This is a genomic window from Providencia sp. wls1943 (assembly GCF_009706275.1).
GTDB classification, from domain to species: domain Bacteria; phylum Pseudomonadota; class Gammaproteobacteria; order Enterobacterales; family Enterobacteriaceae; genus Providencia; species Providencia zhijiangensis.
This window is the reverse complement of record NZ_WLTU01000007.1, coordinates 167,767-192,727: the sequence shown is the minus strand read 5'-3', so window position 1 is coordinate 192,727 and position 24,961 is coordinate 167,767. Positions and strand designations below refer to the sequence as shown.

The 24,961-nt window shown below is 40.2% G+C and carries 22 protein-coding genes and 1 pseudogene; 10 read left to right on the top strand and 13 right to left on the bottom strand.

The window, feature by feature from the left end:
* Positions 1-44: 44 nt before the first annotated feature.
* The gene (locus GKR48_RS03000; RefSeq protein WP_154626910.1) at positions 45-938 is read left to right on the top strand and encodes an alpha/beta fold hydrolase; all 894 of its coding nucleotides are present in this window, start codon (positions 45-47) and stop codon (positions 936-938) included.
* 64 nt (positions 939-1,002) lie between these two features.
* On the opposite strand, the gene GKR48_RS02995 is transcribed toward GKR48_RS03000, so the two are convergent.
* The 3 genes and pseudogenes from GKR48_RS02995 to GKR48_RS02985 form a co-directional block, all read right to left on the bottom strand.
* Positions 1,003-1,887, bottom strand: a complete 885-nt coding sequence (locus GKR48_RS02995; protein ID WP_154626908.1) for a 4Fe-4S binding protein — start codon at positions 1,885-1,887, stop codon at positions 1,003-1,005.
* 103 nt (positions 1,888-1,990) lie between these two features.
* Entirely contained in the window at positions 1,991-2,653 is a 663-nt protein-coding gene (locus tag GKR48_RS02990; protein ID WP_154626906.1) for a CerR family C-terminal domain-containing protein, read from the bottom strand.
* A gap of 37 nt (positions 2,654-2,690) precedes the next feature.
* Positions 2,691-3,116 (bottom strand): annotated as a pseudogene (locus GKR48_RS02985) (M24 family metallopeptidase); the annotation flags it as partial.
* Positions 3,117-3,470: 354 nt separating this feature from the next.
* Between GKR48_RS02985 and GKR48_RS02980 the strand changes: the two are divergent.
* Positions 3,471-4,628: an iron-containing alcohol dehydrogenase gene (locus tag GKR48_RS02980; RefSeq protein ID WP_154626904.1), complete on the top strand. Its 1,158-nt coding sequence runs from the start codon at positions 3,471-3,473 to the stop codon at positions 4,626-4,628.
* Positions 4,629-4,696: 68 nt separating this feature from the next.
* On the opposite strand, the gene GKR48_RS02975 is transcribed toward GKR48_RS02980, so the two are convergent.
* Positions 4,697-6,106, bottom strand: coding sequence for an MFS transporter (locus tag GKR48_RS02975; RefSeq protein ID WP_154626902.1), 1,410 nt, complete (start codon positions 6,104-6,106; stop codon positions 4,697-4,699).
* Between the two features lie 102 nt (positions 6,107-6,208).
* Here GKR48_RS02975 and GKR48_RS02970 point away from each other — a divergent pair, with 102 nt between their 5' ends.
* Together GKR48_RS02970 and ydeE are read left to right on the top strand one after the other, a co-directional pair.
* Positions 6,209-7,021, top strand: a complete 813-nt coding sequence (locus tag GKR48_RS02970) for a helix-turn-helix transcriptional regulator (RefSeq protein WP_154626900.1) — start codon at positions 6,209-6,211, stop codon at positions 7,019-7,021.
* A 266-nt stretch (positions 7,022-7,287) separates the two neighbouring features.
* Positions 7,288-8,475, top strand: coding sequence for an efflux MFS transporter YdeE (gene ydeE, locus GKR48_RS02965; protein ID WP_154626898.1), 1,188 nt, complete (start codon positions 7,288-7,290; stop codon positions 8,473-8,475).
* A 103-nt stretch (positions 8,476-8,578) separates the two neighbouring features.
* Here the strand turns inward: ydeE and GKR48_RS02960 are convergent, their stop codons facing one another.
* From GKR48_RS02960 to GKR48_RS02950, 3 genes are all read right to left on the bottom strand, one after another.
* On the bottom strand, positions 8,579-9,985 hold the full coding sequence (locus GKR48_RS02960; protein WP_230086646.1) for an aminotransferase-like domain-containing protein: 1,407 nt from the start codon (positions 9,983-9,985) through the stop codon (positions 8,579-8,581).
* Between the two features lie 502 nt (positions 9,986-10,487).
* Positions 10,488-11,552 (bottom strand): bifunctional DNA-binding transcriptional regulator/O6-methylguanine-DNA methyltransferase Ada, encoded by a 1,065-nt coding sequence (gene ada / locus GKR48_RS02955; RefSeq protein ID WP_154626894.1) that lies wholly within the window; start codon positions 11,550-11,552, stop codon positions 10,488-10,490.
* Positions 11,553-11,628: 76 nt separating this feature from the next.
* Positions 11,629-12,813, bottom strand: a complete 1,185-nt coding sequence (locus GKR48_RS02950) for an MFS transporter (protein ID WP_154626892.1) — start codon at positions 12,811-12,813, stop codon at positions 11,629-11,631.
* A gap of 107 nt (positions 12,814-12,920) precedes the next feature.
* On the opposite strand from GKR48_RS02950, the gene GKR48_RS02945 reads away from it, so the two are divergent.
* Positions 12,921-13,820, top strand: a complete 900-nt coding sequence (locus tag GKR48_RS02945; RefSeq protein WP_195848218.1) for a LysR family transcriptional regulator — start codon at positions 12,921-12,923, stop codon at positions 13,818-13,820.
* Here GKR48_RS02945 and GKR48_RS02940 read toward each other — a convergent pair.
* Complete coding sequence (locus GKR48_RS02940) at positions 13,817-14,659, bottom strand: AraC family transcriptional regulator (protein ID WP_154626888.1); 843 nt, start codon at positions 14,657-14,659, stop codon at positions 13,817-13,819. The genes GKR48_RS02945 and GKR48_RS02940 overlap by 4 nt on opposite strands.
* Positions 14,660-14,838: 179 nt before the next feature.
* Here GKR48_RS02940 and GKR48_RS02935 point away from each other — a divergent pair, with 179 nt between their 5' ends.
* From GKR48_RS02935 to GKR48_RS02925, 3 genes are all read left to right on the top strand, one after another.
* Entirely contained in the window at positions 14,839-15,381 is a 543-nt protein-coding gene (locus tag GKR48_RS02935) for a GNAT family N-acetyltransferase (protein ID WP_154627191.1), read from the top strand.
* A gap of 200 nt (positions 15,382-15,581) precedes the next feature.
* Positions 15,582-17,009 carry a Na+/H+ antiporter NhaC family protein gene (locus tag GKR48_RS02930; RefSeq protein ID WP_154626886.1) on the top strand — a complete coding sequence of 476 codons (1,428 nt, stop codon included), beginning with the start codon at positions 15,582-15,584 and terminating at the stop codon, positions 17,007-17,009.
* A 15-nt stretch (positions 17,010-17,024) separates the two neighbouring features.
* On the top strand, positions 17,025-18,014 hold the full coding sequence (locus GKR48_RS02925) for a D-cysteine desulfhydrase (RefSeq protein WP_154626884.1): 990 nt from the start codon (positions 17,025-17,027) through the stop codon (positions 18,012-18,014).
* A gap of 45 nt (positions 18,015-18,059) precedes the next feature.
* Here the strand turns inward: GKR48_RS02925 and GKR48_RS02920 are convergent, their stop codons facing one another.
* Positions 18,060-18,983, bottom strand: a complete 924-nt coding sequence (locus tag GKR48_RS02920) for a DMT family transporter (RefSeq protein ID WP_154626882.1) — start codon at positions 18,981-18,983, stop codon at positions 18,060-18,062.
* Between the two features lie 107 nt (positions 18,984-19,090).
* Here GKR48_RS02920 and GKR48_RS02915 point away from each other — a divergent pair, with 107 nt between their 5' ends.
* Entirely contained in the window at positions 19,091-19,957 is an 867-nt protein-coding gene (locus GKR48_RS02915; RefSeq protein ID WP_154626880.1) for a LysR family transcriptional regulator, read from the top strand.
* A gap of 1 nt (position 19,958) precedes the next feature.
* On the opposite strand, the gene yqfB is transcribed toward GKR48_RS02915, so the two are convergent.
* Positions 19,959-20,288: a N(4)-acetylcytidine aminohydrolase gene (gene yqfB, locus GKR48_RS02910; protein WP_181477151.1), complete on the bottom strand. Its 330-nt coding sequence runs from the start codon at positions 20,286-20,288 to the stop codon at positions 19,959-19,961.
* A gap of 80 nt (positions 20,289-20,368) precedes the next feature.
* Complete coding sequence (locus GKR48_RS02905) at positions 20,369-21,091, bottom strand: acyl-CoA thioester hydrolase/BAAT C-terminal domain-containing protein (protein WP_230088576.1); 723 nt, start codon at positions 21,089-21,091, stop codon at positions 20,369-20,371.
* Between the two features lie 713 nt (positions 21,092-21,804).
* On the opposite strand from GKR48_RS02905, the gene GKR48_RS02900 reads away from it, so the two are divergent.
* Complete coding sequence (locus GKR48_RS02900) at positions 21,805-22,593, top strand: GNAT family N-acetyltransferase (RefSeq protein WP_154626871.1); 789 nt, start codon at positions 21,805-21,807, stop codon at positions 22,591-22,593.
* Between the two features lie 70 nt (positions 22,594-22,663).
* Here the strand turns inward: GKR48_RS02900 and ddlA are convergent, their stop codons facing one another.
* Both ddlA and GKR48_RS02890 read right to left on the bottom strand, forming a co-directional pair.
* Positions 22,664-23,767: a D-alanine--D-alanine ligase gene (gene ddlA / locus GKR48_RS02895; protein ID WP_154626869.1), complete on the bottom strand. Its 1,104-nt coding sequence runs from the start codon at positions 23,765-23,767 to the stop codon at positions 22,664-22,666.
* Between the two features lie 135 nt (positions 23,768-23,902).
* Positions 23,903-24,778, bottom strand: a complete 876-nt coding sequence (locus GKR48_RS02890; protein WP_154626867.1) for a LysR substrate-binding domain-containing protein — start codon at positions 24,776-24,778, stop codon at positions 23,903-23,905.
* Positions 24,779-24,961 lie beyond the last annotated feature (183 nt).

Below are 24,961 nucleotides of genomic sequence, written 5' to 3'. Positions count from 1 at the left end.
TGAGTTATTGCATAAATAGCTATCACCAAAAATAGGGAAATAAAATGACAAAAACAGCACCATTAACACTGTATTACGATACCTTTGGTCAGCCAGAACACCCAGCAGTCGTACTTATTGCAGGGTTAGGTGGGCATAACATTAGTTGGACATCAGAATTTTGCCAACAAATTGCCGATGCAGGTTTTTATATTATTCGTCCCGATAACCGTGATGTGGGTTTATCGCCACATTTAGATAATTACCCGCCACTAAATATTGGGGAAATGGCTGAGCGCTTACAAAACGGCGAGCATGTCGATGTTCCCTACACCTTATTTGAAATGGCCGATGATATTATCGCCTTGCTAGATAGCTTATCCATTGAGAAAGCCCATATTGTAGGGCGTTCAATGGGGGGCATGATAGCGCAAGTGGTTGCATCAAAAGTTCCGAACCGCACTCTTTCACTTTGCCCAATTATGTCATCAACGGGCAATCCTCAATTGCCGCAAAGCGAGCCGGATGTCATGAAAATGCTAATGTCTCCTAGCGTAGATCCTAAACAAGATTTTGACGGCTATGTTGCTGGGCAACTCGCATTTTACCGTCGTATTGGTTCAACGTGCGTGCCGTTCGATGAAGAAAATTGCCGTGACTATATTACACAAGCATTCCAGCGTAATTACTCCCCTGAAGGAACTAAACGTCAGTTAGCTGCCGTTGCAGTAACGGGTGATTTAAGACCTCTCCTCGGTGCCATCACTGCCCCAACGCTGGTGATCCACGGTTCTATTGACCCATTATTCCCCGTCACTTCAGGTCAAGATATTTTTGATAATATTGAAACGGCAAAATTAGAAGTAATTGAAGGTATGGGGCACGATACGCCAGCCGCATTAAACCCTCAAATTGCTGAAATGATTATTGAGAATATGCGAGAAAGTGAAGTGAATTAATAACGTTAAGTTTGTAAATAAGCGCCTGAATAAAGGCGCTTATTTTATACATTAAATTGTGTATTTATAACCAGCCTTGCTGCTTATGTTGTGCGCAAATTGGGCACAGAGTTTCTTCCGCAGTCCATGCCGAAAAAGGTAATTGGCATTTTTGGCATGCCCCATCGAAATAATGGAAATGCTGTGGTTCGCTATTTTTTGCAACATGAGGATGAACTTGAATTGATTTTGGGAAACAGACCACTTGGCAACTCATACAGCCAGTACAACGCTTATCGTCTAAACTAAATTGATGGTCTTCAAGCTCTATCGCCTGCTCATCGCACACTTTCGCGCACGCGCCACATAAAATGCAGCTCCCCGTATCTAATGCAATATGGAACCAGCTATCTTCAGGATAAAACTGTTTTCTGGCATTCAATCCCGTTTTGACCTTGCCACTGTCTAATGGCTGACTATCTAATTTTTGACGAAAAAGCATTCTACGACGCCCACTGTCCACTTCAGCAGGTTTGGTGATGGTCAAACTCCAAATAGGCTCTTGTAATGCTTCCAATTTTAAATTTAATGCAGCTAAGGCAGGCAACCATTTGTCGACCAGCGGTTCAGGAATTTGCATACCTCGAATGGCATATTGACGATGCCAAACAATCAGTTCTTCAGGGCTGGCGAGAGGTTCATCATGGCTGATAACCAAAAAACCATTTTGGTAGGTTCGTTCATGGGGGGCAATATTCTCAATCGCATCGACTGGACAGGTAAACAGGCAGTTACCGCATTGATAACACAGTTCATTATCAATTTTCGCATCCATAAAACCAAAAGAAATCGCGCCCACTGGACAACTGCTCGCACAGTTGTCACAAACACTATTTTTCAAGCGCTTATGGACACACTTTTCATTAATAACAGGTTCTGGAGGAAGATCTAGTTGAATGAACCGCCGCATAATTTATTCGTTTACCTTTAATGTCTACCCTTGATAATTAAGCTTAATCGCTTTCTATCATCTTAATGCAACGGCTTAAAATTAACATGACATAAATTAAAAATTAACGAGATATGATGGCATTACACGCAAAGATACTCACTTGCTCTAGGATTTTATCCAATAAATCTTTATCAATATTTTTTTGATTCAAGCGTTTTAAGAGTGATTTTTTCGCAATCACAAATCCCAAAATTTGCCCAATTAAAGCATGTGCTGAAATAATCGCCGTCGCCTGATCTTCATTCGTAATAAATTGGATAAGTGACGTTAATCGAGAATGAAAAGGCTCAATAAACTCTTTAAAAATAATCTCGGTGTTTTCGGTAGGCTCCAACTGCTCTCTTAGGATTAATATGGAATAATATTCATGCCCCGGCGACAACAACGCTAATCCCAGCCCTTTTATTAATAACCGGAGTAATGATTCAACCTCGGCTACCTCATGGTTTGCCCGTGATTTTAACTGCTCAAACTGCACATCAAATACGCTCACATTGCTCATTTGGGCAAGATCTGCCGCAATTTTATGGATAACAGCTGCATAGACCCCCATCTTTCCACCCATATGATAAGGGATGGCAGATTGGTTAACTCCCGCACTTTCAGCCAGTTGACGAGTTCTTACGCCATTAATACCATAAAGAGCAAACTGTTTGATGCCTTCATTGATTAATTTTTCTTTCGTCAACTCTGAAGAGAGTGTGTTCTTATTTATTTCTGTCATATGCAGCTGAAACCCTAATTACATTAAATGAGACATATTATACGTCGGCACGCATTAAATGCGTCGAATTATTATTTAATTCTATCCTCTTGTCTTTCCCCACAATCACGGTACCGCCTAAATTACATAAATGATAATCAAAGGCACAATTAGGTTCAAACGCAAATGTCATTCCTGCTTTTAAGGCTAATTCACGCCCAGGATTCGGTAACCGGCTTATATACCCATATTTTTGTGCTAATGGTAATATTTCAATTCCGGGAGCCATACCAAAGCCAATTGGTCCATAAGGATTAATGCTATGAATAAGCGGATGAACATGCCAACCTTTTGCCTTTAATAATGGTTGTTCCATCTTGTCCACCAACTCCCCAAAGGTAATGCCTTCTTTGAGATTCTCTACACCTATCTCATAACATTCTCGCGAAACTTGTGCTGCTCGCTCAATATTAGGGTGTATTTGGCGAGCCAAATTCCATCGTCTATCGCGCTCTTGTAAGGTAAATGCAGCGGGTATCATTGAATTCATCATAATTTCCTCGTTTATATTATATTTAATTCATTCGAATGAATTAAATATTGATCGCAATGATACTGAAATCAAATTAATCATGAGCATTAAGTGCTATCTATTGAAAATTACTTGCCAGAAAACGGATAACGAGTTGAAAATACAGCGATATATAAACCAAGTTCCAATCAAACTTTTTGATCATCATTTGAATAGTTTCGAGTGTATACTAGTGCAATCTCAACGTTTTTAACCCTAACCGATGCCAAATGACATCCCCTACCATTCCCAACCAAAGGTTTGTATATGAATAATTTTGAGTTTTACAACCCAACGCGCATTGTTTTTGGTGAAGGTAAAATCAGTGAATTGGACCGATTGGTTCCCACGAATGCAAAAGTCCTTGTGCTATTTGGCGGTGAAAGTGCTCGCAAGAATGGCACCCTCGATGAAGTTGCTAGCGCATTGAAAAATCGCCAAATTGGCTATTTTGGTGGGATTGAAGCTAACCCTCGCTATGAAACTTTAATCAAAGCTGTCGCGCAGATTGAACGCGAAGGTTATGATTTTTTACTGGCCGTTGGCGGTGGATCCGTCATTGATGGCACTAAATTTATCGCTGCAGCAGTCAATTACGCTGGCGATAAATGGGAAGTAGTGACCAGCGGTGGCGCCACTATTGCACACGCATTACCTTTTGGTACAGTGTTGACCCTCCCTGCAACTGGCTCTGAAATGAACAAAGGCTCTGTGATCACCCGTGAGGAATTACATGCAAAATTAGCCTTTATGAGTGACAAAGTTTTCCCACAATTTTCTATTTTAGACCCCGTTAAAACCTACACATTACCGCCTCGCCAAATCAGTAATGGGGTTGTGGATGCGTTTGTACACGTTATCGAGCAGTATCTCACCTACCCTGTGAATGCCAATGTTCAAGATGCATTTGCTGAAGGTTTACTGAGAACCTTGATCGATATTGGTCCGAAAGCCTTAGAAAATCCAACCAATTACGATGTTCGCGCCAATTTAATGTGGACAGCAACATTAGCGTTAAATGGTTTAATTGGTGTTGGCGTACCGCAAGACTGGGCTACCCACATGTTAGGTCATGAAATCACCGTTCTCTACGGTTTAGATCATGCCCAAACCTTAGCCATCATCCTACCGTCCTTAATGGAAGAAAAACTGCCTCAGAAACAAGCGAAAATGGCACAGTATGCGGAACGTGTCTGGGATATCCGTGACGGTAGCGAAAAAGAAAAAGCACTCAAAGCCATTGAATTAACAAGAGACTTTTTCGAATCAATGCAAGTGAAAACACGCTTTAAAGATTATCAGCTCAACCAAGAAATCGTAGAGCCTTTAGTCGAAAGCCTTGTGGCGCATAGCATGGTGACTCTCGGAGAGCATCGTGATATTACCCCTGAAGTGAGCCGCCGAATTTATCTCGCTTCATTATAATGACCGCATTTTATTGAAAGGTTGAAGGTTCGAAAGAGCGCATTCCCTTGCGCTCTTTTTTTAATGATTCAACAAGGTTTAAAGTTCGCTTTCGTAACCAACCATTTCAGCAACAACGCAGCACATATCGCCATTACCACATTGAAACCCAAGCTTAAACATGTTGCTTGACGTAAAGTTTCCAGAGAATTTCCATCTTCGAAATGAATCAATCCATACTGTAAGATCACCGAAGCGACCGTCGCACCAACGGCTGCGCCTACTTGCTGTAATGTAGCCGTCAAACCTGATGCCATTCCCGTTTCCCTGTGAGACACTTTGGAAAGAACCAAATTAAGCATCGGTGTCATGATCATGCCTTGAGTAAAGCCAATCGTACATAAAATGGGGGATAACGCCCAAACTCCGGTACCAAGTTGGCCACCACTTAACGCGACGATTAACAAAAGATAGCTTGCCCCATACAGGATAGCTCCCCATAACAGGGTGTTATCTCCCCAACGGTAAACCCATTTGGGTGTCAAAAAAGACGATACAACGAATCCAATGCTGGAAGGAACAAACACCAATCCGGCAATAAGTGGCGTTAAGCCAAACCCATTTTGCAGCAGAATAGAGAGTAACAAAGGAAATGCTGATGATGTTGCATACACGCTCATGACGACCATTAGCCCAATAATAAAAGGTATATTGAGCAAAATTCGCATACTGAATAAAGGTGTTAATTGGCGTTTTTCTCGCTCAATTTCGTAATAAACAAAGCCGCCTAAAACCAAACAACCCACAGCGAATAACCCGCTACTCATCATATTCCAGCCCCATACTGGCAACATTAAAAACGGCAATAATCCACAACCAATGCCAACACTGGATAACAGCACACCTAACCAATCAAGATTAACTTGCAGTTTATCCCCTTCGAGTAAATAACGGGAAAACTCTAATGCAATAACGCCAATCGGTAAGTTAACCAGAAAAATAGTTCGCCATCCTAGCCCAAAAAGATCAAGCGTAATTAACCAACCACCCAATGCCTGCCCCGCAATTGCAGCTAAACCTAATGTCATGCCTAAATAACCAAACGCTTTTTTAGCTTGGTATTCTGTAAAGTTAATCCGAATGCTGGAATACACCTGCGGGAAAAGTAGCGCGGCAGATAATCCTTGAATAAGACGAGCGACAACGAGCAATGTGGCAGTCGGTGCAAGCGCACATAATAATGATGAAAATACAAACCAAAACATTCCAACCCGATATAGCGTTCGCTTACCAAAAACATCTCCCAGTCGTCCCCCTGTGATCAGCAATAAACCGAAAGCTAGCTCATAACCGACAATAATTAGCGTTAATTCTGTCAAATTAGCATTTAACGATTTCTCGATACTCACGATGGCGACATTCACCACAAACAGGTCAAATATGGTGACAAACCCGGCCAATAATAAAACACCTAATGCCGCTTTTTGTTGTTGATTCATAGTACACTCATTAACCAATACAGATGAATAAATGAGGACTATAATCAACCTATTATCCTGTTACAATTTAACCATTTATACTATTACTAAAAGTATTAGGCTATGAAAAATAGACAACGAACTCGCCCTGAACTTGCCAATTTTTTAAAAAACAAACGTGAAAGCGTATCGCCAGAACAGGTAGGTTTGCCCTGCTCCACGCGCCGCCGTACTCCAGGATTACGCCGAGAAGAAGTCGCTGCATTAGCGGGAGTTGGGCTAACTTGGTATACGTGGCTAGAACAAGGGCGTGAAATTGGCGTTTCTAATCAATTTTTAGACAGCCTTTCTCAGGCATTACGTTTGAATAGCGCAGAACGCCAGCATTTGTATCTGCTTACTCAAAACCGTGAACCAAGAGCTTCAGCGAATACTGAGCATACGGTTCCTTCTGCAATTTCACGATTAATTGCAGATTTTCCGAGTCACTATTTATGCTATGTGCTCAATCTGCACTGGGATGTATTGGCCTATAACTCACAAGCAGACGAACATTTCCATTTCTCAGAAGCCGAACCTTACTACCGTAATTTTTTGTATTTATTGTTTATGGATCCGCGTTATCAAGAGCGATTTGCAAACTGGTCACAGGTCGCACAGCAACTATTAGCCAGTTTCCGCCGAGATTATGCACGCACCAAACACGATCCTAATATTAAAAAACTCATTGAAACGTTAAGTACAGAATCATCGACATTCTATGATTTATGGCATCGCCATGAGATTTACCAGCCGTGTACTGGAGTCCGAGATATTATTTATCAAGGTCGCGCTCAGCAATATGATTACACCTCGCTGACTTTTGATATTGAGAAAGGCAACCGACTCTTGGTTTATATGCCAATTAAATCGGATGATGAGTCAATAATTAATTGATTTTTTATGCAGTTAAGCTGATAGCAGATAACTCTACTATCTGTTCCGTCGCTATCTTTAGCCAGATAATTGGTTGGCAATGGCACAATAGCATGATCAAAATATTGTTTTGATTTCCCTCCCTAATAACCCGTTTCTTGGTGCCGTAATTTTATGTATTTTATATAACAAAATTACATAAAACATTTTTATAACAATCGTTTTTATAGCTATCGTTTTTATAACAACCATTTTTATAACAACAATGTACTCCTAGGTCGTGAGCCATGTTTTCTAAGTCCAATATCTCGAATACTGCCCTGCTCGCGTCTTCGCTGCTATTAACCATCGGGCGCGGTGCCACATTACCATTTATGGCGATCTATCTGACACGCCAATACCATATGGCGATCGATATCGTCGGTGTTGCTATGACTATCGCCTTAACGGTCGGTGTGTTATTCAGTATGGGATTTGGCATGTTGGCGGATAAAGTCGACAAAAAACGCTGCATGCTTATTGCCGTGATCGCCTTCATTTGTGGATTTATCGCAATTCCGCTCATGAACAATGCACTATTGGTGATTATATTTTTCTCACTAATTAACTGCTCTTATTCGGTTTTTTCGACTGTTTTAAAAGGCTATTTTGCAGATACGTTGTCATTATCCTTAAAGACTAAAGTATTTTCGCTCAATTACACCTTTATTAATATCGGTTGGACGGTCGGGCCACCAATGGGCACATGGTTATTAATGTACAGCATTAATTTACCTTTTTGGCTAGCAGCAGTTTCCGCCGCCGCCCCAATCTTTTTTATCCAGCGGTTTGTTCAAAGCACCAAACCTGCTAGCCATGTTGATGGTCAACCTCGAGTGTGGAACCCCAAAGCAATGCTCCACGACCGTGCATTGGCTTGGTTTATTCTCTCCACTTTTCTTGGTTCACTTGTATTTGGCTCTTTTACCACGTGGATCTCCCAATATGTGATCACTGTAGCTAACAGTGATTTTGCACAAGCGGTGATTGGCGTGATTTTACCCGTCAACACCGTCGTCGTTGTCACATTGCAATACACGGTTGGCAAACGCATTACGCAGGATAATTTAAGACGCTTAATGACCATTGGTAGCATATTCTTTTTAGGGGGATTAGCGGTCTTTATGGGATCTGGAGATAACCTCTACTTATGGGCGCTAGGCTCATTTATCTTCACTTTGGGTGAACTGATTTACGCGCCAGGCGAATATATGTTAATTGACAGCATTGCCCCAGAAGGCATGAAATCCAGCTATTTTTCTGCTCAAGCGTTGGGGTTACTTGGCGGGGCATTTAACCCAATGATGACGGGTTTCGTTCTGACTGAACTTCCTCCGTATTTTATCTTTATTATCTTAATGGTGGTGACAGTGCTGGCATGGTTAAGTATGCTTAACGGCATGCGAATTAAAAATAAACAAACTCTCGCATTATAAATAATCATTGCGATAAACGTGACCTGCAGTCCAAGTGATCTTCCTTATGTTTAATTGCCCGCTAATGCCTAACATTAGCGGGTTTCTTTTTTTTATTTCCGCCCTATTTCAGCATGCTCATTTTTAAAGTTTCCCCGAGAATTTTTATCGCGTTGCGCCGTCTTGGGATCAGTTCTAAAGCATAGTTAATACGCAGATGGTTTGGGTAACAATCGCCTGTAGCAAAGTGGGCACCCGTCAATACCGTCACTTTATTGCGATGCAAAATCTCCATCAATTTCGACGTATCTGTGGCAGGATGCTCGACCCATAATGAAAATCCACCTTGAGGGCGAGAAATTCGAGTATTAGCAGGAAAATGTGTTTCAACTAATTCGCGATATTGGCACTGTAATTCACGATATTGCTGACGCATTCGGCGTAAATGCAAAAAATAGTGCCCTTCTTTTAAGAAATTACTCATCACTTGCTGCATAAAAACTTCGCCAGAACAATGCGATAAGTATTTTAAGTGCATAACTTTCTCTTTGTATTTACCGGGGATGATCCACCCCGTCCGTGTTCCCGGTGCAACGGTTTTAGAAAATGAACTGCACAGAATCACATGACCTTCGGTATCCAGAGATTGGATCGTTGACGGTCGCGGATAGGCATAAGCAAGAGGTGCTAGGCAATCATTCTCGATAACTGTACCTTGATATCGATTAGTCATCTCGAGCAACCTTTGCTTATTCTTTTCCGGCATAATACTGCCCATCGGGTTATTGCACGTCGGCGTGACCACCACCGCTTTGACCTGCCAACATTGGAAAGCTTCTTCTAACCTATCCAAGTTAATCCCTGTTTGGGGATCAACGGGAATTTCGATGATTTTACGGCCCAGCCCATAAAGCGTTTGCAATAATCCAGGAAACGTCGGTGATTCAACAGCAACCACATCATTAGCTTGTGTACATGCTTGAATTGCAATAGAAAGTGATTGATGGGCACTGGTAGTTGTCACGATATCATCGGGGGTAAATGACTGACGATAATCGGACACATGATAGATTTGCTCCCTGAGTGCTGCTAACCCTTGTAAGCTATCATACTCAAGTGTTAGCGGATTACGACGTCGTGCCACCATGTTCATTTCTTGCCATAGCGGTTCTAAGGTTTTATCTGCAATATTAGGTACTGCACACGATAATGATGTGACTCCTGCACGCTCTTCAACACGCAGGAAGTCCATCGTCGGGTTCCATTTATCAATATGAACAGGCTTTTGAATATAGTTAGCCACTTTAGGCAATGGTGCTGTGGCCTTTTCAGGGATCACAAAATAACCCGATTTCGGTACTGCATAAATGAGCTGACACCGTTCCAGTTCACGATAAGCCAGTTGAGCCGTGGTGATGCTCACATCATGGCAGCGACTAATATCACGTACCGACGGCATTTTCTCCCCACCAAGAAATTCCCCTCGATGGATTTTGCTCTGCAGCATTTGGGCTATTTGTTTATAGAGCATCGCACTCATTTCCTTAAGATCGAATCCCGTATCTGTAATGTAATACAGATTTCGCCGAGATGATCTGTATTTTACAAAAAAGTCAATCTGTCACTTTTTTAAGTCAATTACTCATGCGAAGCTAAATAAACAAAATACAGCAATAGGATTTTATTTATGGAATATGAAAAAAACATAAAGGGCAAACCATACCCGAAATTTATATTAGTTCAACCCATCACCTTCATATTTCGGTGGATAACATCATTATTTATAAGGAAAAAATATGAAAGATATAAAAACCAAAAAATCTAAGGGTATATTTAAAAAAACCAAAACGATTTTAATTAAATTAATTTTTGAAGGATATAAAACAGAAACTGCACACTATAATAAATAGCAAAAGATAATTTCACTTCAAAATAAACTATCTAATTAGAGAATATATATGCTTTTTATATTAAAAATTGCTGCGACAATAGCAATCTTGGCGCAGCTTTATTCTTTTTCAAAACAGGCTTTATTATTTTTTCGCTGATTCTTTTAGCAATAATGCGCGCTTGCGATCGATCCCCCAGCGATATCCCGATAATCCACCATCCGTTCTCACCACTCGATGGCATGGGATTGCCACCGCTAGCATATTCGCACCACATGCATTCGCCACAGCTCTAAACGATTTAGGTGCCCCCATCTTTTCTGCAATTTCACGATAGCTCACCGTTTTCCCTGCAGGAATGTTTCTTAACACTTGCCACACTCGTTGCTGAAATGCAGTTCCTCGAATATCCAAAGGAAGGTCAAAACCTATTTCCGGAGCTTCAATAAACCCAATGACTTTAGAAACCACTTGATCGAATGCTTTATTTCCACCAATTAACTGAGCATGGGGAAATTTATCTTGTAAGTTATTTAGTAATTGCTCAGGGTCATCGCCGAATAAAATTGCACAAATGCCTATCGGACTTTGTGCAACAAGTACATTTCCAAGCGAACAGACCGCCAGCGCAAAATAGATTTGGCTCCCTTCACCACCGGATTTCCATGCCGTCGGCGTCATGCCCAATCGCGAATTTGCCGTTTCATAAAAACGACTGTTCGAATGAAAACCCGCATCATAAATGGCATCAGTGATCCGCTCATTTTCCTGTAATTGTGCTTTTACTTTCTGATGAAGATAAGCATCACGATAGGCTTTAGGCGTTAACCCAGTTTGTAATTTAAATAATCGATGAAAATGAAACGGGCTTATTCCGACATAATCAGCTAACTCAGCCAATGTATATTTCTGGGTGTTTTGCTCAATATACCGACAAGCAAGCTCAATTTTTTCTTGATAAAACTGAGCTTGCTGTGACATTTCATGACGACGACGTTTTCCCGAATGAAACCCCTGTTTTATCGCTTGCTCTTCATTATCAAAAAACAGCACATTATCTCTCTTCGGTAATCGTCCCGCAGCGGATGGATGGTTATAAAGTTTCGATGTTTTCACACCATACACAAAATAACCATCTGCGGCTTTATCTCGTAGTTTCAGCGCATTCCAGCGCTGCTCATCTGTGACCCATTGATTTTTCGTCGACATATATTTAACCCTTTACTGATTTCACCGTGATCAGTATCTCTGGTTATTATATGCCGAACACTCTAAACCTTGCTTTTTAATTCGCGTTACAAACCATTTCCTGCGTTTGTGTTTCACTGTTTTTTCGACGTACGATCAGTAGAATTACCATAAACCCGATTATCGCCAATAATGCCCCCATAAAACTCATCGTCGTGTAGCTGTAACCATGAGATAAAATCGCCGCACCGACAGCCGCCCCAATGGCATTTCCCAAATTAAATGCGCCAATATTCACAGAAGATGCTAGCGCTTGTGCGCCAACGGCCGCATTCATCACTAAAATTTGAATGGGTGGAACAAGTGCAAAACTAACAATACTCCAGAATAATAAACCCACGGTAGCCCCAGCGATATTTGTCGCAATGATCGGGAACATCACCATGCTTATTGCCGATAATACAAACAAAGTTAATAAAGTTGGATATAAGTTTTTATCCGCAAAATAACCACCAAGATAATTACCGATACTAAAACCAACACCAATGACCATTAACATCATTGTAATTGTCTGGTCTGATGCCTGAATGAAACTCATCAACATTGGTGTTATAAACGTATATAAGGTAAACATTGCACTTGCTCCGAGTACCGTCGATAACATACCTAACATCACTAATGGGCGTCTTAAAATACGCAATTCATTTTTAACGTTAACCTGGCTACCTTGTAAATGTGCAGGAATAGCAAAAATTAAACTGGCGATCGTGAGCAAGCCAATACCCGAAATTAAATAGAATGCCTCACGCCAGCCGATTAATTGCGTTATTTTAGTGACTAATGGCACTCCACCAATACCCGCAATGGTCAACCCCATAAACATCGCTGCAATCGCACTCGCTTGTTTACCTGCTGGAACTACGCTGGCCGCCACAATGGCACCTAAACCAAAAAATGCACCGTGGTTTAGGCTAGTCATCAACCTTGAAAGTGACAGCGTCACCAAGTTAGGCGCTAAACCCGATAATAAATTCCCCACGGTGAAAATAGCCATTAAAAAAACCAACGCAACCTTTGGACGCTTACTCACTAATAATAACGTCATGATCGGTGCTCCAATCATCACCCCCAGCGCATAAATCACGACAATCGCGCCAACAGAAGGAATACTTTCGTTAAGATTTTCAGCGATATAGGGAAGCATTCCCATCGGAGAAAACTCAGTAATACCAATGGCGAATGCCCCAACAGATAACGCGAGCAATGCAGTATTTATTCTCATTTTTATACCTTATAAACCAATCTCAATTGACCGGCGGCAATTCTTCCATATTGAAAGAGGTTGAAAAACCCATTATGGTGAGAATAACTTTTGCGAGAAATGCAATAATGAAAATTACACTAGAAGAGCTCCAGACATTTATCAGCGTGGTCGATTACGGCTCCATTACAGCGGCAGCCGACCAGCAATGTATGACGATATCCACCGTTAGTCGTGCATTATTGCGTTTAGAAGAGAAAGTGAAAACCACACTACTTTACCGAACCACTCGCGCCATCAAACTCAGTGATGAAGGTGCTGCATTTTTGCAAAAAGCGCGAGAAATAGTTCGACTAGCTCAAGAGGCCGAGGATTTGCTATCCGCTCGCCAATCGATTCCATCAGGTAAGCTACGCATCGATGCATCTACCCCATTTTTAACCCATGTTATCGCTCCGCTGATCCCACTATTTTATGAACGGTACCCCCAAGTTGAGTTAGAAATAAATAACTATGAAGGTGTGACAAACCTATTAGAGAAAAAAACGGATGTGGCGTTTAGAATTGGCACATTAAAGGATTCTTCACTCAGTGCAACACTATTGGGTTATACCCAGAAAAGGCTAGTTGCTAGCCCCGCTTACTTAGAAAAATATGGAATACCGGAAACGATAGAAGATCTCCATAAGCATTGCTTACTCGGTTTCACAACACCTGAGTCATTAAATTATTGGCCACTCGAAAACGCCGATGGCAGTTTACTCAAAATTACCCCCCATATCGCCTGTACCAGCGGCGAAGTCCTGCATCATTTAGCGCTACAAGGAACGGGTATTCTCTCTTCTTCCGATTTTGTAAGCTTAGATGCTTTTGCCAATGGCGGGCTTGTGAAGGTGCTAGAACAAAAAACGATAACAATGAAACAGCCGATTAATGCTGTCTATTATCGTAACCAAGCCGTTTCACCAAGGCTTCGCTGTTTTATTGATTTTATTAAAAAACATTCGACAAAAATCGATCCGAGTTAATTCTTATTTACTCGTTTTCTAAACTCACTTAATGTCGCGCCAGTATGCCGCTTAAAATAGCGGCATAAATACGAGGTATCTTCAAAATTTAATTCATCAGCAATCCCCTGAATGGTGAACGTCCCTCTCTCTAACAGAGCTTTAATTTCTAAAACCACTTGCCTATCGATCAGCGCCTTGGGCGGGTCATTGAAAAAATCCTTCACAATTTGCGATAAATAAAACGGTGTAATCGCAAGTTGATTCGCATAGAACTTAACCTCTCTTTGCTGTTTACAATGTTGGGTTATTAACGCCCAAAATTGCCAACATAATTGTGATTTACGGCTACGCTCATCTACAGCATGAGATTCGGCATAATCGACCTGATTTGCAATTTCTAAAAAGAGATTTTGTAAATGTTGGCGTAATTGTAATTTTCCATACTCCGCACGTTCTTGTTGGTAATACAAAAATAACTGATACCAATGTGAAAATAGTGTGGATTGTGCCAATGACATCGATAAGCGAGGTTGAAAATTAAAATAGGCAAACAATGAATTAGGTAAAACAAATGCGATATCGGTGGCAAACGTCTTATCAATATGGATGTAATCAATAATAAAATTCCGAGAACGCTTTTGTAGCATAACAAAAGTGTCGTCATACAAAACAAAGAGCTCATTTCTGCGTAAGGCATAGCGCTTAAAATTAATATTGAAAATCCCAACCCCTTGCCTACAAATACATAGCGTCACATAGTCTGGAGACAATACTGTATTTTGCCATCCTTCCAGTGTCGTCGAGCCAATGCTGACTACCCCTTCCCATACAGATTGATGCTGCTGTAGCTCTTTCATGTTTAATACCTTCACATTTCACCCACGCATTAGCTTTATTGCACTATTCTACACAGTTTCTCTCAAAAATTAGTTTTCAAAAGTACCCAAAATACCGAAATTTAGTCATTATAAAAAGCAAATAAATACCTAAAATAAGAGGCATGACTATTAAGGTAAGGCAATTAAGAGAAAACAATATGATTCTATATACACAAAGGCTGATTTTACGCCCTTGGAATATTACTGACGCGGCAGACCTTTATCATTATGCAAAAGACGAACGCATCGGCCCTATTGCAGGCTGGCCGCCTCACCAAAGTGTCGAAGAAAGTGCGGAAATTATTCAATCCATTTTCATGCGTGATGGTGTATTTGCCGTTGCATTAAAAGAAGACAATAAAGCTATTGGCTTGATTGGTTTATCTATCGGAAAAGAGAGTAATTTTCCAATTGGAGACAACGATGCAGAAATGAGTTATTGGATAGGTGTACCATTTTGGGGAAAAGGTTTCATTCCTGAAGCAATCAGAGAAATCATGCGACATGGATTTAAAAATCTCAAACTGGATAATTTATGGTGCGGTTATTTCCAAGGCAATCAACAATCTAAAATTGCTCAAGAAAAATGTGGCTTTCAATATTATGCGACATTAGGCCCACAATTTATTGAGCTTATTGGCGAGACAAAGACAGAAGAAATTAGTCGTATCACTTATCAGCAGTGGCAATCTCAAGTTTAATTTCTCTTATTACGCTATCTCCCAAAGATAGCGTACCCTTCAATACCATAATCTTGCAGATTATCTGACTTTAAGCATGGATTTTGTAACAATCTACTGCAATATAATGAAAATATCCGACAGCCCACTTCCATCAATGCTATGATTTCCTGATACTTACAAACTACACGTCATACAATAAAAATATCCAAGGTAAACACATGCACGACTATGGTATTTGGACAATTATTACGCCAATTGTCACTATCCTTTTGGCTATTCTCACTCGACAGGTGATGCTTTCATTAATGCTCGGTATTTTAGTCGGTTTTACCGTCATTAATGACCACAATGTATTACTCGGTATTCGCGGAACGGTGGATGGCATCATCGATACATTTTCTTCTGCTGGCAATACTCGCACCATCGTCTTTATGGTTATGATTGGTGGGATCATGCGCCTAGTGGTCGTCACAGGTGGCGTTCGAGCATTAGTTCAGTTACTGACAAATAAAACAAAATTAATTAAGAATAGAACGGCGACACAATTACTTGCCATTGTCATCACTGCCTTAATTTTTATTGAAAGTTCCATTAACCAACTAGTCGCGGGAGCATCCACTAAGAATTTAGCCAGACAATATGGCGTCGCCCCAGAAAAGATGTCCTATCTTATTCAAACAGCCTGTGTTTCCGTTTGTTCATCCGCCATTATAAATGGTTGGGGTGCGGTGATTATGGGCCTCATTGGTGTGCAAATTTCCCAAGGTCTTATTTCAGGTGAACCCTTCGATATTTTGATTAAATCTATCGGCTACAACTTAATGGCATGGCTATCATTGGCCACCATTTTATTCTATGTGTTCACCAATATTTCGTGGGGACCAATGAAAAAAGCCGAAATGAAATATCAAGAAAATTTCATGGCAGGAAAATTAGCCGAGTCTTCGCTTAAAAATGAAGAAGAAGAGATTATTGAACATCCAAATGCCCATTCAGCCTTGAACTTTTTCATCCCTATTCTTTCGACTGTTTTAATGGTTCCTGTTGCCTTATATATCACAGGTGATGGTGATTTCAGCAAAGGGAGCGGCTCAACATCCGTTTATTGGGGCGTTATGTTCGGTACCACAGTTTCTTTTTGTTGGTTTATCGGAAGAAAGCTATTAAATATTGATAGCTTCTTTAAAGAGCTATTTATTGGCTATGCCAGCATGTTAAAAATCAGCTCAATTATGATTTTAGCTTTCCTCATGGGAAATGTATCTTCTGAACTGAATACTGGCGCCTATATTGCTGAGGTTACCCAAGGTATTATGGCACCCGGTTTTTCTATCGGTTTTATCTTTATCATTAGCGCCATTATGTCGCTGGCTACGGGCACCTCATGGGGAACCTTTGCCATTATGATCCCGATTGGTGTCCAATTAGGGTTATCCGTCGGTATGCCAATTGAATATATGATTGGCGCAGCCATTTCAGGATCTATTTTCGGTGACATGACCTCACCTATTTCTGCAGATGCCATTGTTGCTTCTATGGCCACTGATTGTGATCATATTGAACATATCCGTACTCAAATGCCTTATGCATTAGTAACAGCAAGCTTCGTACTTGCCATTTATCTCTATTTAGGCTTTACCAATTAATACAGGGGAATTTAGATGTCTCTTCAACAAAAATTAACTCAATTCGCAAAAGTTGACTTGCTTAAAGCATCGACCCCATTGAATCGACTCGATAATTTATCGCGTTTGTATGGACGAGAAATCTACATTAAACGCGATGATATGACACCGTTGGCAATGGGCGGAAATAAGCTGCGTAAACTCGAGTTTTTAATGGCGGATGCCCTAGCCCAAAATGCAAAGATTATTGTAACTGCGGGTGCAATTCAATCTAACCATGTTCGCCAAACTGCTGCTGTTGCTGCCATGTATGGGCTAAAATGTGTCGCTCTATTAGAAAATCCCATTCAAAGTGAAGACAGTAATTTCCTGCATAATGGAAATAAATTACTGACCGACTTATTTGGCACTCAATGCGTCATGTGTGACGAATTAACCGATCCACAAGCACAAATGGCAGAGTTAATTAAATCGTTAGACTTGCAAGATGCTTATATTGTCCCTGTCGGCGGCTCCAACGGTTTGGGCGCGCTAGGTTATGTTCAATGCGCGATTGAAATTGCCCAACAAAAACCTACCAATATTGAATTTGATAAAGTGATTGTAGCTTCCGGTAGCGCGGGAACTCACGCAGGTTTAGCAATTGGCTTACAAGAATTACTCCCTGCTTCACAACTCATTGGTGTCACCGTTTCTCGTAAACAACAAGATCAAGCGCCAAAAGTTGAAAAACTGCAAAATGAGTTAGCAGAATTACTGCAAATTAAAAAAACACCTGAAATTACACTTTGGGATGATTTCTTCGCACCAATGTATGGCATGCCAAATCGTGGTGGTTTAGATGCAATAGCGTTATTAGCTCAAAAAGAAGGGATCCTTCTTGACCCCGTTTATACGGGAAAAGCAATGGCGGGTTTAATTGATTATTTAGACAACTCCACTGAAAAAACACCGGTATTATTTGTCCATACTGGCGGAGCTCAAGCCCTGTTCGCTTATTCAGAAATCAACAAAACTATTAAATAATGAATATCGCTCTATGGAGTCAGCTATTTCCATAGAGCGCCTATTTTATACTCGAGGTTTATTGGTTAGCCATAACCCGAAGATAATCACAACTCCACCTAATAGCGCAGAGAATGTAATTTCTTCATTTAAAAACAACGTTCCTATTATTACCGCCGTCAACGGATTAAGTGCAATAAATGAACCAGCCCCAGCTGCACCTAACAGGTCAACACCTTGGTAATACCAAATATAAGCTAATGCAGAGCCTAATACACCAAGGTATAACAGGCTCATAACATCGATATTTGTTAAATGTGTCATCGCGCTAAGTGTTAATTGCCCCGTGATACTTGACGCGATAACCAATAATACGGTTCCTAATAGCACAGCATAAGCGACCGTATGTATAGCTCCAATTTCACGGATCACATTTTTACCCGCCACAGTATAAATACCCCAACTCACCACGCAGCCCAATATGGCAAGATCCCCTTGGTTTATTAAAAAGCCACTCGCATCTGAATTCTTCCCTGAGAGTAATATAATGGCGCCTAATACACAGCAACTAATCCCCACGCCTTTAATTTTCGTGATTTTTTCGCGCCATAATAGGTATGAAATTAACGCAATCATTGCGGGGTTTATTGCAACTAATAATGCTGCTCGTGATGCCGGAATAAGCTGTAATCCATAGAAGAAAAATACCTGATAGACAAATACGCCACTACATCCCAATATTAGAATTTGAAAAAACTGACGCGAATTCACTCTAACCCAACCAATGCGAGTACAACTCAGCAAAATGACCAATGATACACTCACAAAAATAAAGCGAACCGTCGCGGAAAATAATGGTGATATATCGGTTTGTAACACCCTACCAGCAATGAACGTTCCTCCCCATAAAATCGAGACACAAATCATTTTCAGAACAACAATATTGACTGACTTTTGTTGAACTTGCCTTTTTGTTATTTTTAATTCCATCGCGATATTCCCCATCCAGATCAGATATTGTGCACTTTATTGACTCAATCATTCGATACAGATAAGGTATTTGTTATCGAAGATCATAATCAAATGAGTATTCACTCATGACACTAAGCCAACTGGAAATATTTACCCGTGTTGCTGAGCTAAAAAGTTTTACCTTGGCGGCAATGTCTTTGAGTATTTCCCAATCTGCGGTTTCACATGCCATTAAATCTCTCGAAAAAGATTTCAATGTCAGTCTATTTACGCGGGAACAAAATCAAGTCACTCTGACCGAAATTGGTAATACGCTGTTAAACCGCGCCCAACATATACTGAGTCTTCAAGAAGCAATGCGGCAAGAAGCGCTAGCATCCAATGGATTAAAGAAAGGTGTTTTACGGATAGGATCTTTCGGCCCCGGCTCTTCAACAGGTATTCTACCCCCATTATTAAAGGTCTTTCGTCAGCAATACCCAAGCATTGAAATTATTGTTGATGAGGGCGACGATGAGAGCGTGGCTCAATGGTTACAAGAAAAGCGCATAGATATTGGTGTTGTGGTCTTGCCAGATGAACGATTTGATACTTTTCCCATAAAGCACGACCAATATGTGGCTATTTTGCCGCTAAACCATCCATTGACTCAGTACAACGGGGTTACACTAAAACAATTGTGTGAGTACCCTTTCAACTTAACTCAAGCCGGCTCAGGTAAAATTATGATGGGACTATTTTCTGCACAAAAGCTGACACCTAACATTCAATTTAGAACTCGCCAGCTTCTTAGTACTTTTTCATTGGTTGCACGAAATGAAGCCGTATCGATTGTGGCTCAACTCGCAATCCCCGAAAATATTAGCAACATCGTCGTAAAACCATTAATTCCCCGCGTGACTCGGGATATTGCCTTTGCTGTTAATAATTACAGTGATGCGTCTCCAGCCACAAAAGCATTTATCAAACTGGTGAAAAAACAATTATCGTGATTTAAGCGCTTGCGGTTGTTAATCGATAATGAATAACATACAGGCAGTTTTCAGTGGGATAAATTTCACGAATTAAGGCTTTCAACGTCTCTAATGTCATCGCTTCTTGAGTTGCGTGATACTCGGAAATATCATCGTAGTTTAGTGGCTCAACAGAAAGTATTTCAATGTCGGTATAATACTTGCCTGTTTCTAAAGCATGTACTTTGACAACCGAGCCTGGTACGTAATGACTCTCGCTTTCATCACGAATGGTGATCACTTTTTCACCGGAAACAACTAGTGGTAATAAACGCTCAAAGAACGTGATGGTTTCGGGGATATTATTCACAGATATTCCTTAATCTTCTCTTAATTCAACAAATGCTATCCCATATCCCATAGTGACAGCAATCTCAATTTCCTCCCGAGTTATTTTTTGATATTTAATTTTGTATACCAATCCTGAATATCAGCAATAACCACGGCTGTCTGATTATTGTCATGACCATCTTTAAAATAATGGTCTAATGTGGAATAGGTTTTATACGTAATATTTGGGTTATTAACCTCACTCATCATTTTTTGTGAACCTTCCACGTCCACATTAATATCGGTGAGCGTTTGGATCACTAAATGGGGTTTACGAACACCTTGAAGTAGTTTTTTATTATCTATCGTTAAGGCTTCATACCACCAATTTTGCCCGTGATTACTGGGAAATTGGTCATCGTCTAAATGGTCATGAAAAACCGCATCTGCAAACTGGTTAAACCCTTCTATTGCACCTTGTGCTTCTTCAGCAGGTAAACTTTTATTAATGCAGTAAATCACATCATTAATAAAAAATTGTCCGCCACCATTTAGCGAAATAGCAGCATCAATAAAATCAACTCTAGACGCAATAATATTCGTCACTATCGCCCCTTCACTACCGCCCAATATAACAATATGCTGATACTGATTTTTCAACTGGTTCAGCACAGCAATATAGTTATCCACTCTTTCAAAATAAGAGTCGTTCTTCATATATTCTACAGGGCAATCCTCTTCTAAGGCATTTGGATCATCTAGCCCCACATCAGGTGTTAAGCCTGTTTTTTCTACTAAAAGCACATCACTATTAGGTAATACTCCCCTAAAATTCTTAATCATATTTTGGTTATTAACGACACTTTTGCAGTCGGAGCCTTGGATTAATACCAATAGTTCTTTAAAGGGGTTAGAGTCCACTTTTAAGCAGGTAATAATGAGTCTCTTTGCCATCGTGTTTCAGTATTTGTCTATCAAAAACAAAAGGATTTTCAGCTGATTCGGCAAACACTGAATAACTCACTAAACACAAGGCGGCTAATATAAATTTTTGCATTACCTTAACGTAACCTCAGTCATCTTTTATTTTTCAAAAACAATACATTGAAGAATATAACGTTTACAACTCTATTTAGCATATTTATGCAGGTACGATCTCTTTATTTCTACTATCATAATGAAGAAATTAGTAAGATAATCTCATTGAGTTACAAAGCTTTTTATATATTTACATGGCATTTTATAGAGTAAATGTGCAATGTAAGATAGCATTAAATGACAATCTATCTGCATATCGCACAAAACGCCTTAATTCATCTTCAAATTTACTTTATAGATATTGATTAATGACACTGAAAACGTTGCACAAGAGTGGGATCCAAAGCCAAAGATAAGATGACAACTGCCGCAACGGTTGCTGATTTTAAAGGTTTAGTTATTATCAATAGATAGATCACAAAAGCTTTACTGCCAATAAGTTAACAGAATTTTACATGGGGTCAGATTTGTTATTTACTCCATTTTGACTAACACATTTTGTATCAGGTAACTGACTAATGAACATACCGCTCTACTATTTGCGACATTACCAATCGATCGAAAAGACGTTTTGGACTTCGATTTGTGAGCACAGTATCCAGATTGCACAACATACAATTTGTTATTTAACGCCATTAAATTCCCCGGCGTTCAATTTTATCTATCTGCAACCCGACTCTACTCATCATGCTTTTATGCAAGCATACAACCTGTTCGTATCGCAGAAAAAGAACCACACTTTGGTGATACCCGAAGAGATGCTGCCAAAAGTCGTCAAAGATATTGAAGCGCTTAACTATAAACGTGACAGCGTCACGACAGCCATGGCGCTAACTTTGTCGCAGCAAAAAGAAGTTGATTTGCCTGATAATCAGGTAGATATCGTGCTCGCAAACCATGATTTATCCCTTTGGGCTAAACCATTAGTTTCTGCGTTCTATCTTTCAGAAGAACACGATACGGTGATCCAAGAGTATGTTCGCTACCACGAAGATGCCCTGCAGCAAGGCGCACCACAGTTCCATTTCGTCTTATTGGTCAATGGAGAACCCGCAACATCCATGACAGTGACCATTGAAGGAGAATTGGCGCGTTTCGACGATATCGGTACTGAACCTAAGTTTCAGGGTAAAGGCTATGCTTCTCAGCTTATTGATTATGCTCTCGCATTTTGTCGTCAACAACGAGTCGAACATTGCTTCTTAGATGCTTCAGAAGCAGGCTTTGATTTATATAAAAAATTTGGATTTGAGCCGTTATTCCGTTACATCAATTATGTTTGGTGTAATAAAAACGAAGTGAATTAATGCGTTAGCTTTAGAGTGATATTGCCGATAGCAGTCTGCTATCGGCAACGTTTTCGAGAAATATCAGAGATTAAATGTCATCACAGGCTGTTTTTAATGCGGCTGTTTGCTGGAATTTTTCAATCCCAAGTTCAATTAAACGACTGATCAATTCTTGATAAGTCATACCGCCTTGTTGCCACAGTTTCGGGTACATACTGATATTAGTGAACCCCGGTAATGTGTTGATTTCATTAATCACAACATCATTTTTTTCAGTTAAAAATACATCAACACGAGACATTCCGCTGCAGTTTAAAGCTTGATAAGCTTCAAGCGCAATTGTACGGATCTTTTCACTCACATCTTGCTCTAAATCCGCTGGAGCAACAACAGACGCGCCATTTTCATCAATGTATTTAGTGTGATATGCATAGAAGCTGTCATGCAGTACGATTTCACCGCATGGGCTAGCTAATGGATGTTCATTTCCAAGCACAGCACACTCGATTTCACGCCCTTTTACTGCGCTTTCAATCAGCACTTTTACGTCGAATAAGAATGCAAAATCTAATGCCGCGTTAAACTCGCTTTCATTATTAACTTTACTGATCCCAACCGATGAACCTTGGTTAGCTGGTTTAATAAATAATGGTAAGCCCAGTTTATCAACCGTTGCAGCATAGCTGATTTCACCACGACCGCTTTTCAGCAGCGTAATAAATGGTGCAATGTGCAACCCCGCATCCCTTAAAAGGCGTTTGGTGACATCTTTATCCATGCAAGCTGATGAGCCTAGAACACCCGGTCCAACAAACGGTAGATTCACCATACGCAGTAAACCTTGTAAAGAACCATCTTCACCTAAGTTACCGTGGACAATTGGGAAAATAACATCAATTTGCGGGAGAGGTTTAGCATCTTCTAGAGAAATGAATTGTTCACTTTGTTTGCCCGGAACAACGGCAATGCTGCGCTTTGGAGTATTTAACGCGATATGAGCGGGGTCATCACCATGTAACAGGAAGTTCGCTTCATCATACTCATGCCATTGCCCTTCTTTATTGATACCGATGAGACAAACATCAAACTTATTACGATCTAATCCATTAATAATATTTTTAGCTGATTGCAACGAAACTTCATGCTCAGTGGATTTACCACCAAAAATGACACCAACCCGAATTTTGCTCATTATTTACTCCAACATAAAGACATCAAAAACGATTCTGGGAAATATAGCACGCAGAGAAATAGTTAGGGCATAAAAACTTCACTACGCAAGTAGGTTCGGTGATTAAATAACCAAACCCTTAAAATTATACAAATTTTATGCCGATTGCTGAGTCAACAATAGGCTTTGATTCACGTTTGTTTCCAACCATTCCATAAAAATAGCTGCTGGGGTGTCTGCTTTTATTTCTTTAGGTGAAAGCAAGTAATATGCCGACCCATCTTCAATAAAACCTTCTGGAGCCATTAATTGTTGTGTGTTCATTTCATCAGCAACCATTAGGAACGATGCGATAGCAACACCCTGTCCTGCTAATGCAGCCTGCAAACACAGGTAGAAATGTTCGAAATTAATTTGTTTATTATGTTGTAAATTGATGCCACTACGGGCTTGCCATGTACGCCAAACATTTGGCCGTGAGGCTGGTACAAGCAAGTTCATCTCATGATAGGGCTGGCTATCATTTTTCTTGATGATACCCATCCATTCCGCACATATTTTCTTCGCATAAATATTGTCATCCCACGTGAAATCATTACGGCGAAGAGCAAGATCAACTCCCGCCTTATTAAAATCAATAGGACCACCAGCGGCAATTAAATGCACGGTAATTTCAGGATATTGCTGATAAAAATCGGTTAAACGAGGGATCAGCCATTTCATTGCGATGGTCGGCTCACACGATAAACTAACAACTTGGTTATGAGGACGCTGAGTCATTTTTTCGACGGTATCAGAAAGTTGTTGGAATAAATGCGTCGTCGTTTGAAATAACAATTTACCTTCTTCTGTTAAAAAGATAGCTCGGTTACGTCGTTCAAACAGTAAAACACCGAGATGTTCCTCCAGAAGCTTTATCTGTCGACTAATTGCACTGTGCGTAACATACAGCTCTTGCGCTGCTTTAATAATACTTTCATAACGCGCAGCAACATCAAAAAAACGCAACGATGTTAATGGAGGCAATTTCATAGAATTAATGTCTTCATAAGATTAAGAGGTTCATAAAATTAATAGCTTCACAATTAAATAGGTAACGAAAACTGACAGGTTTCATTGAGAATAAATCGCTTTTTCTCTATCTGCAATCTATTGATAATCAGCAAATCAAATTAATCAAATCTATTTTCCACCCAGAAATTAAGTCAGTTTTTA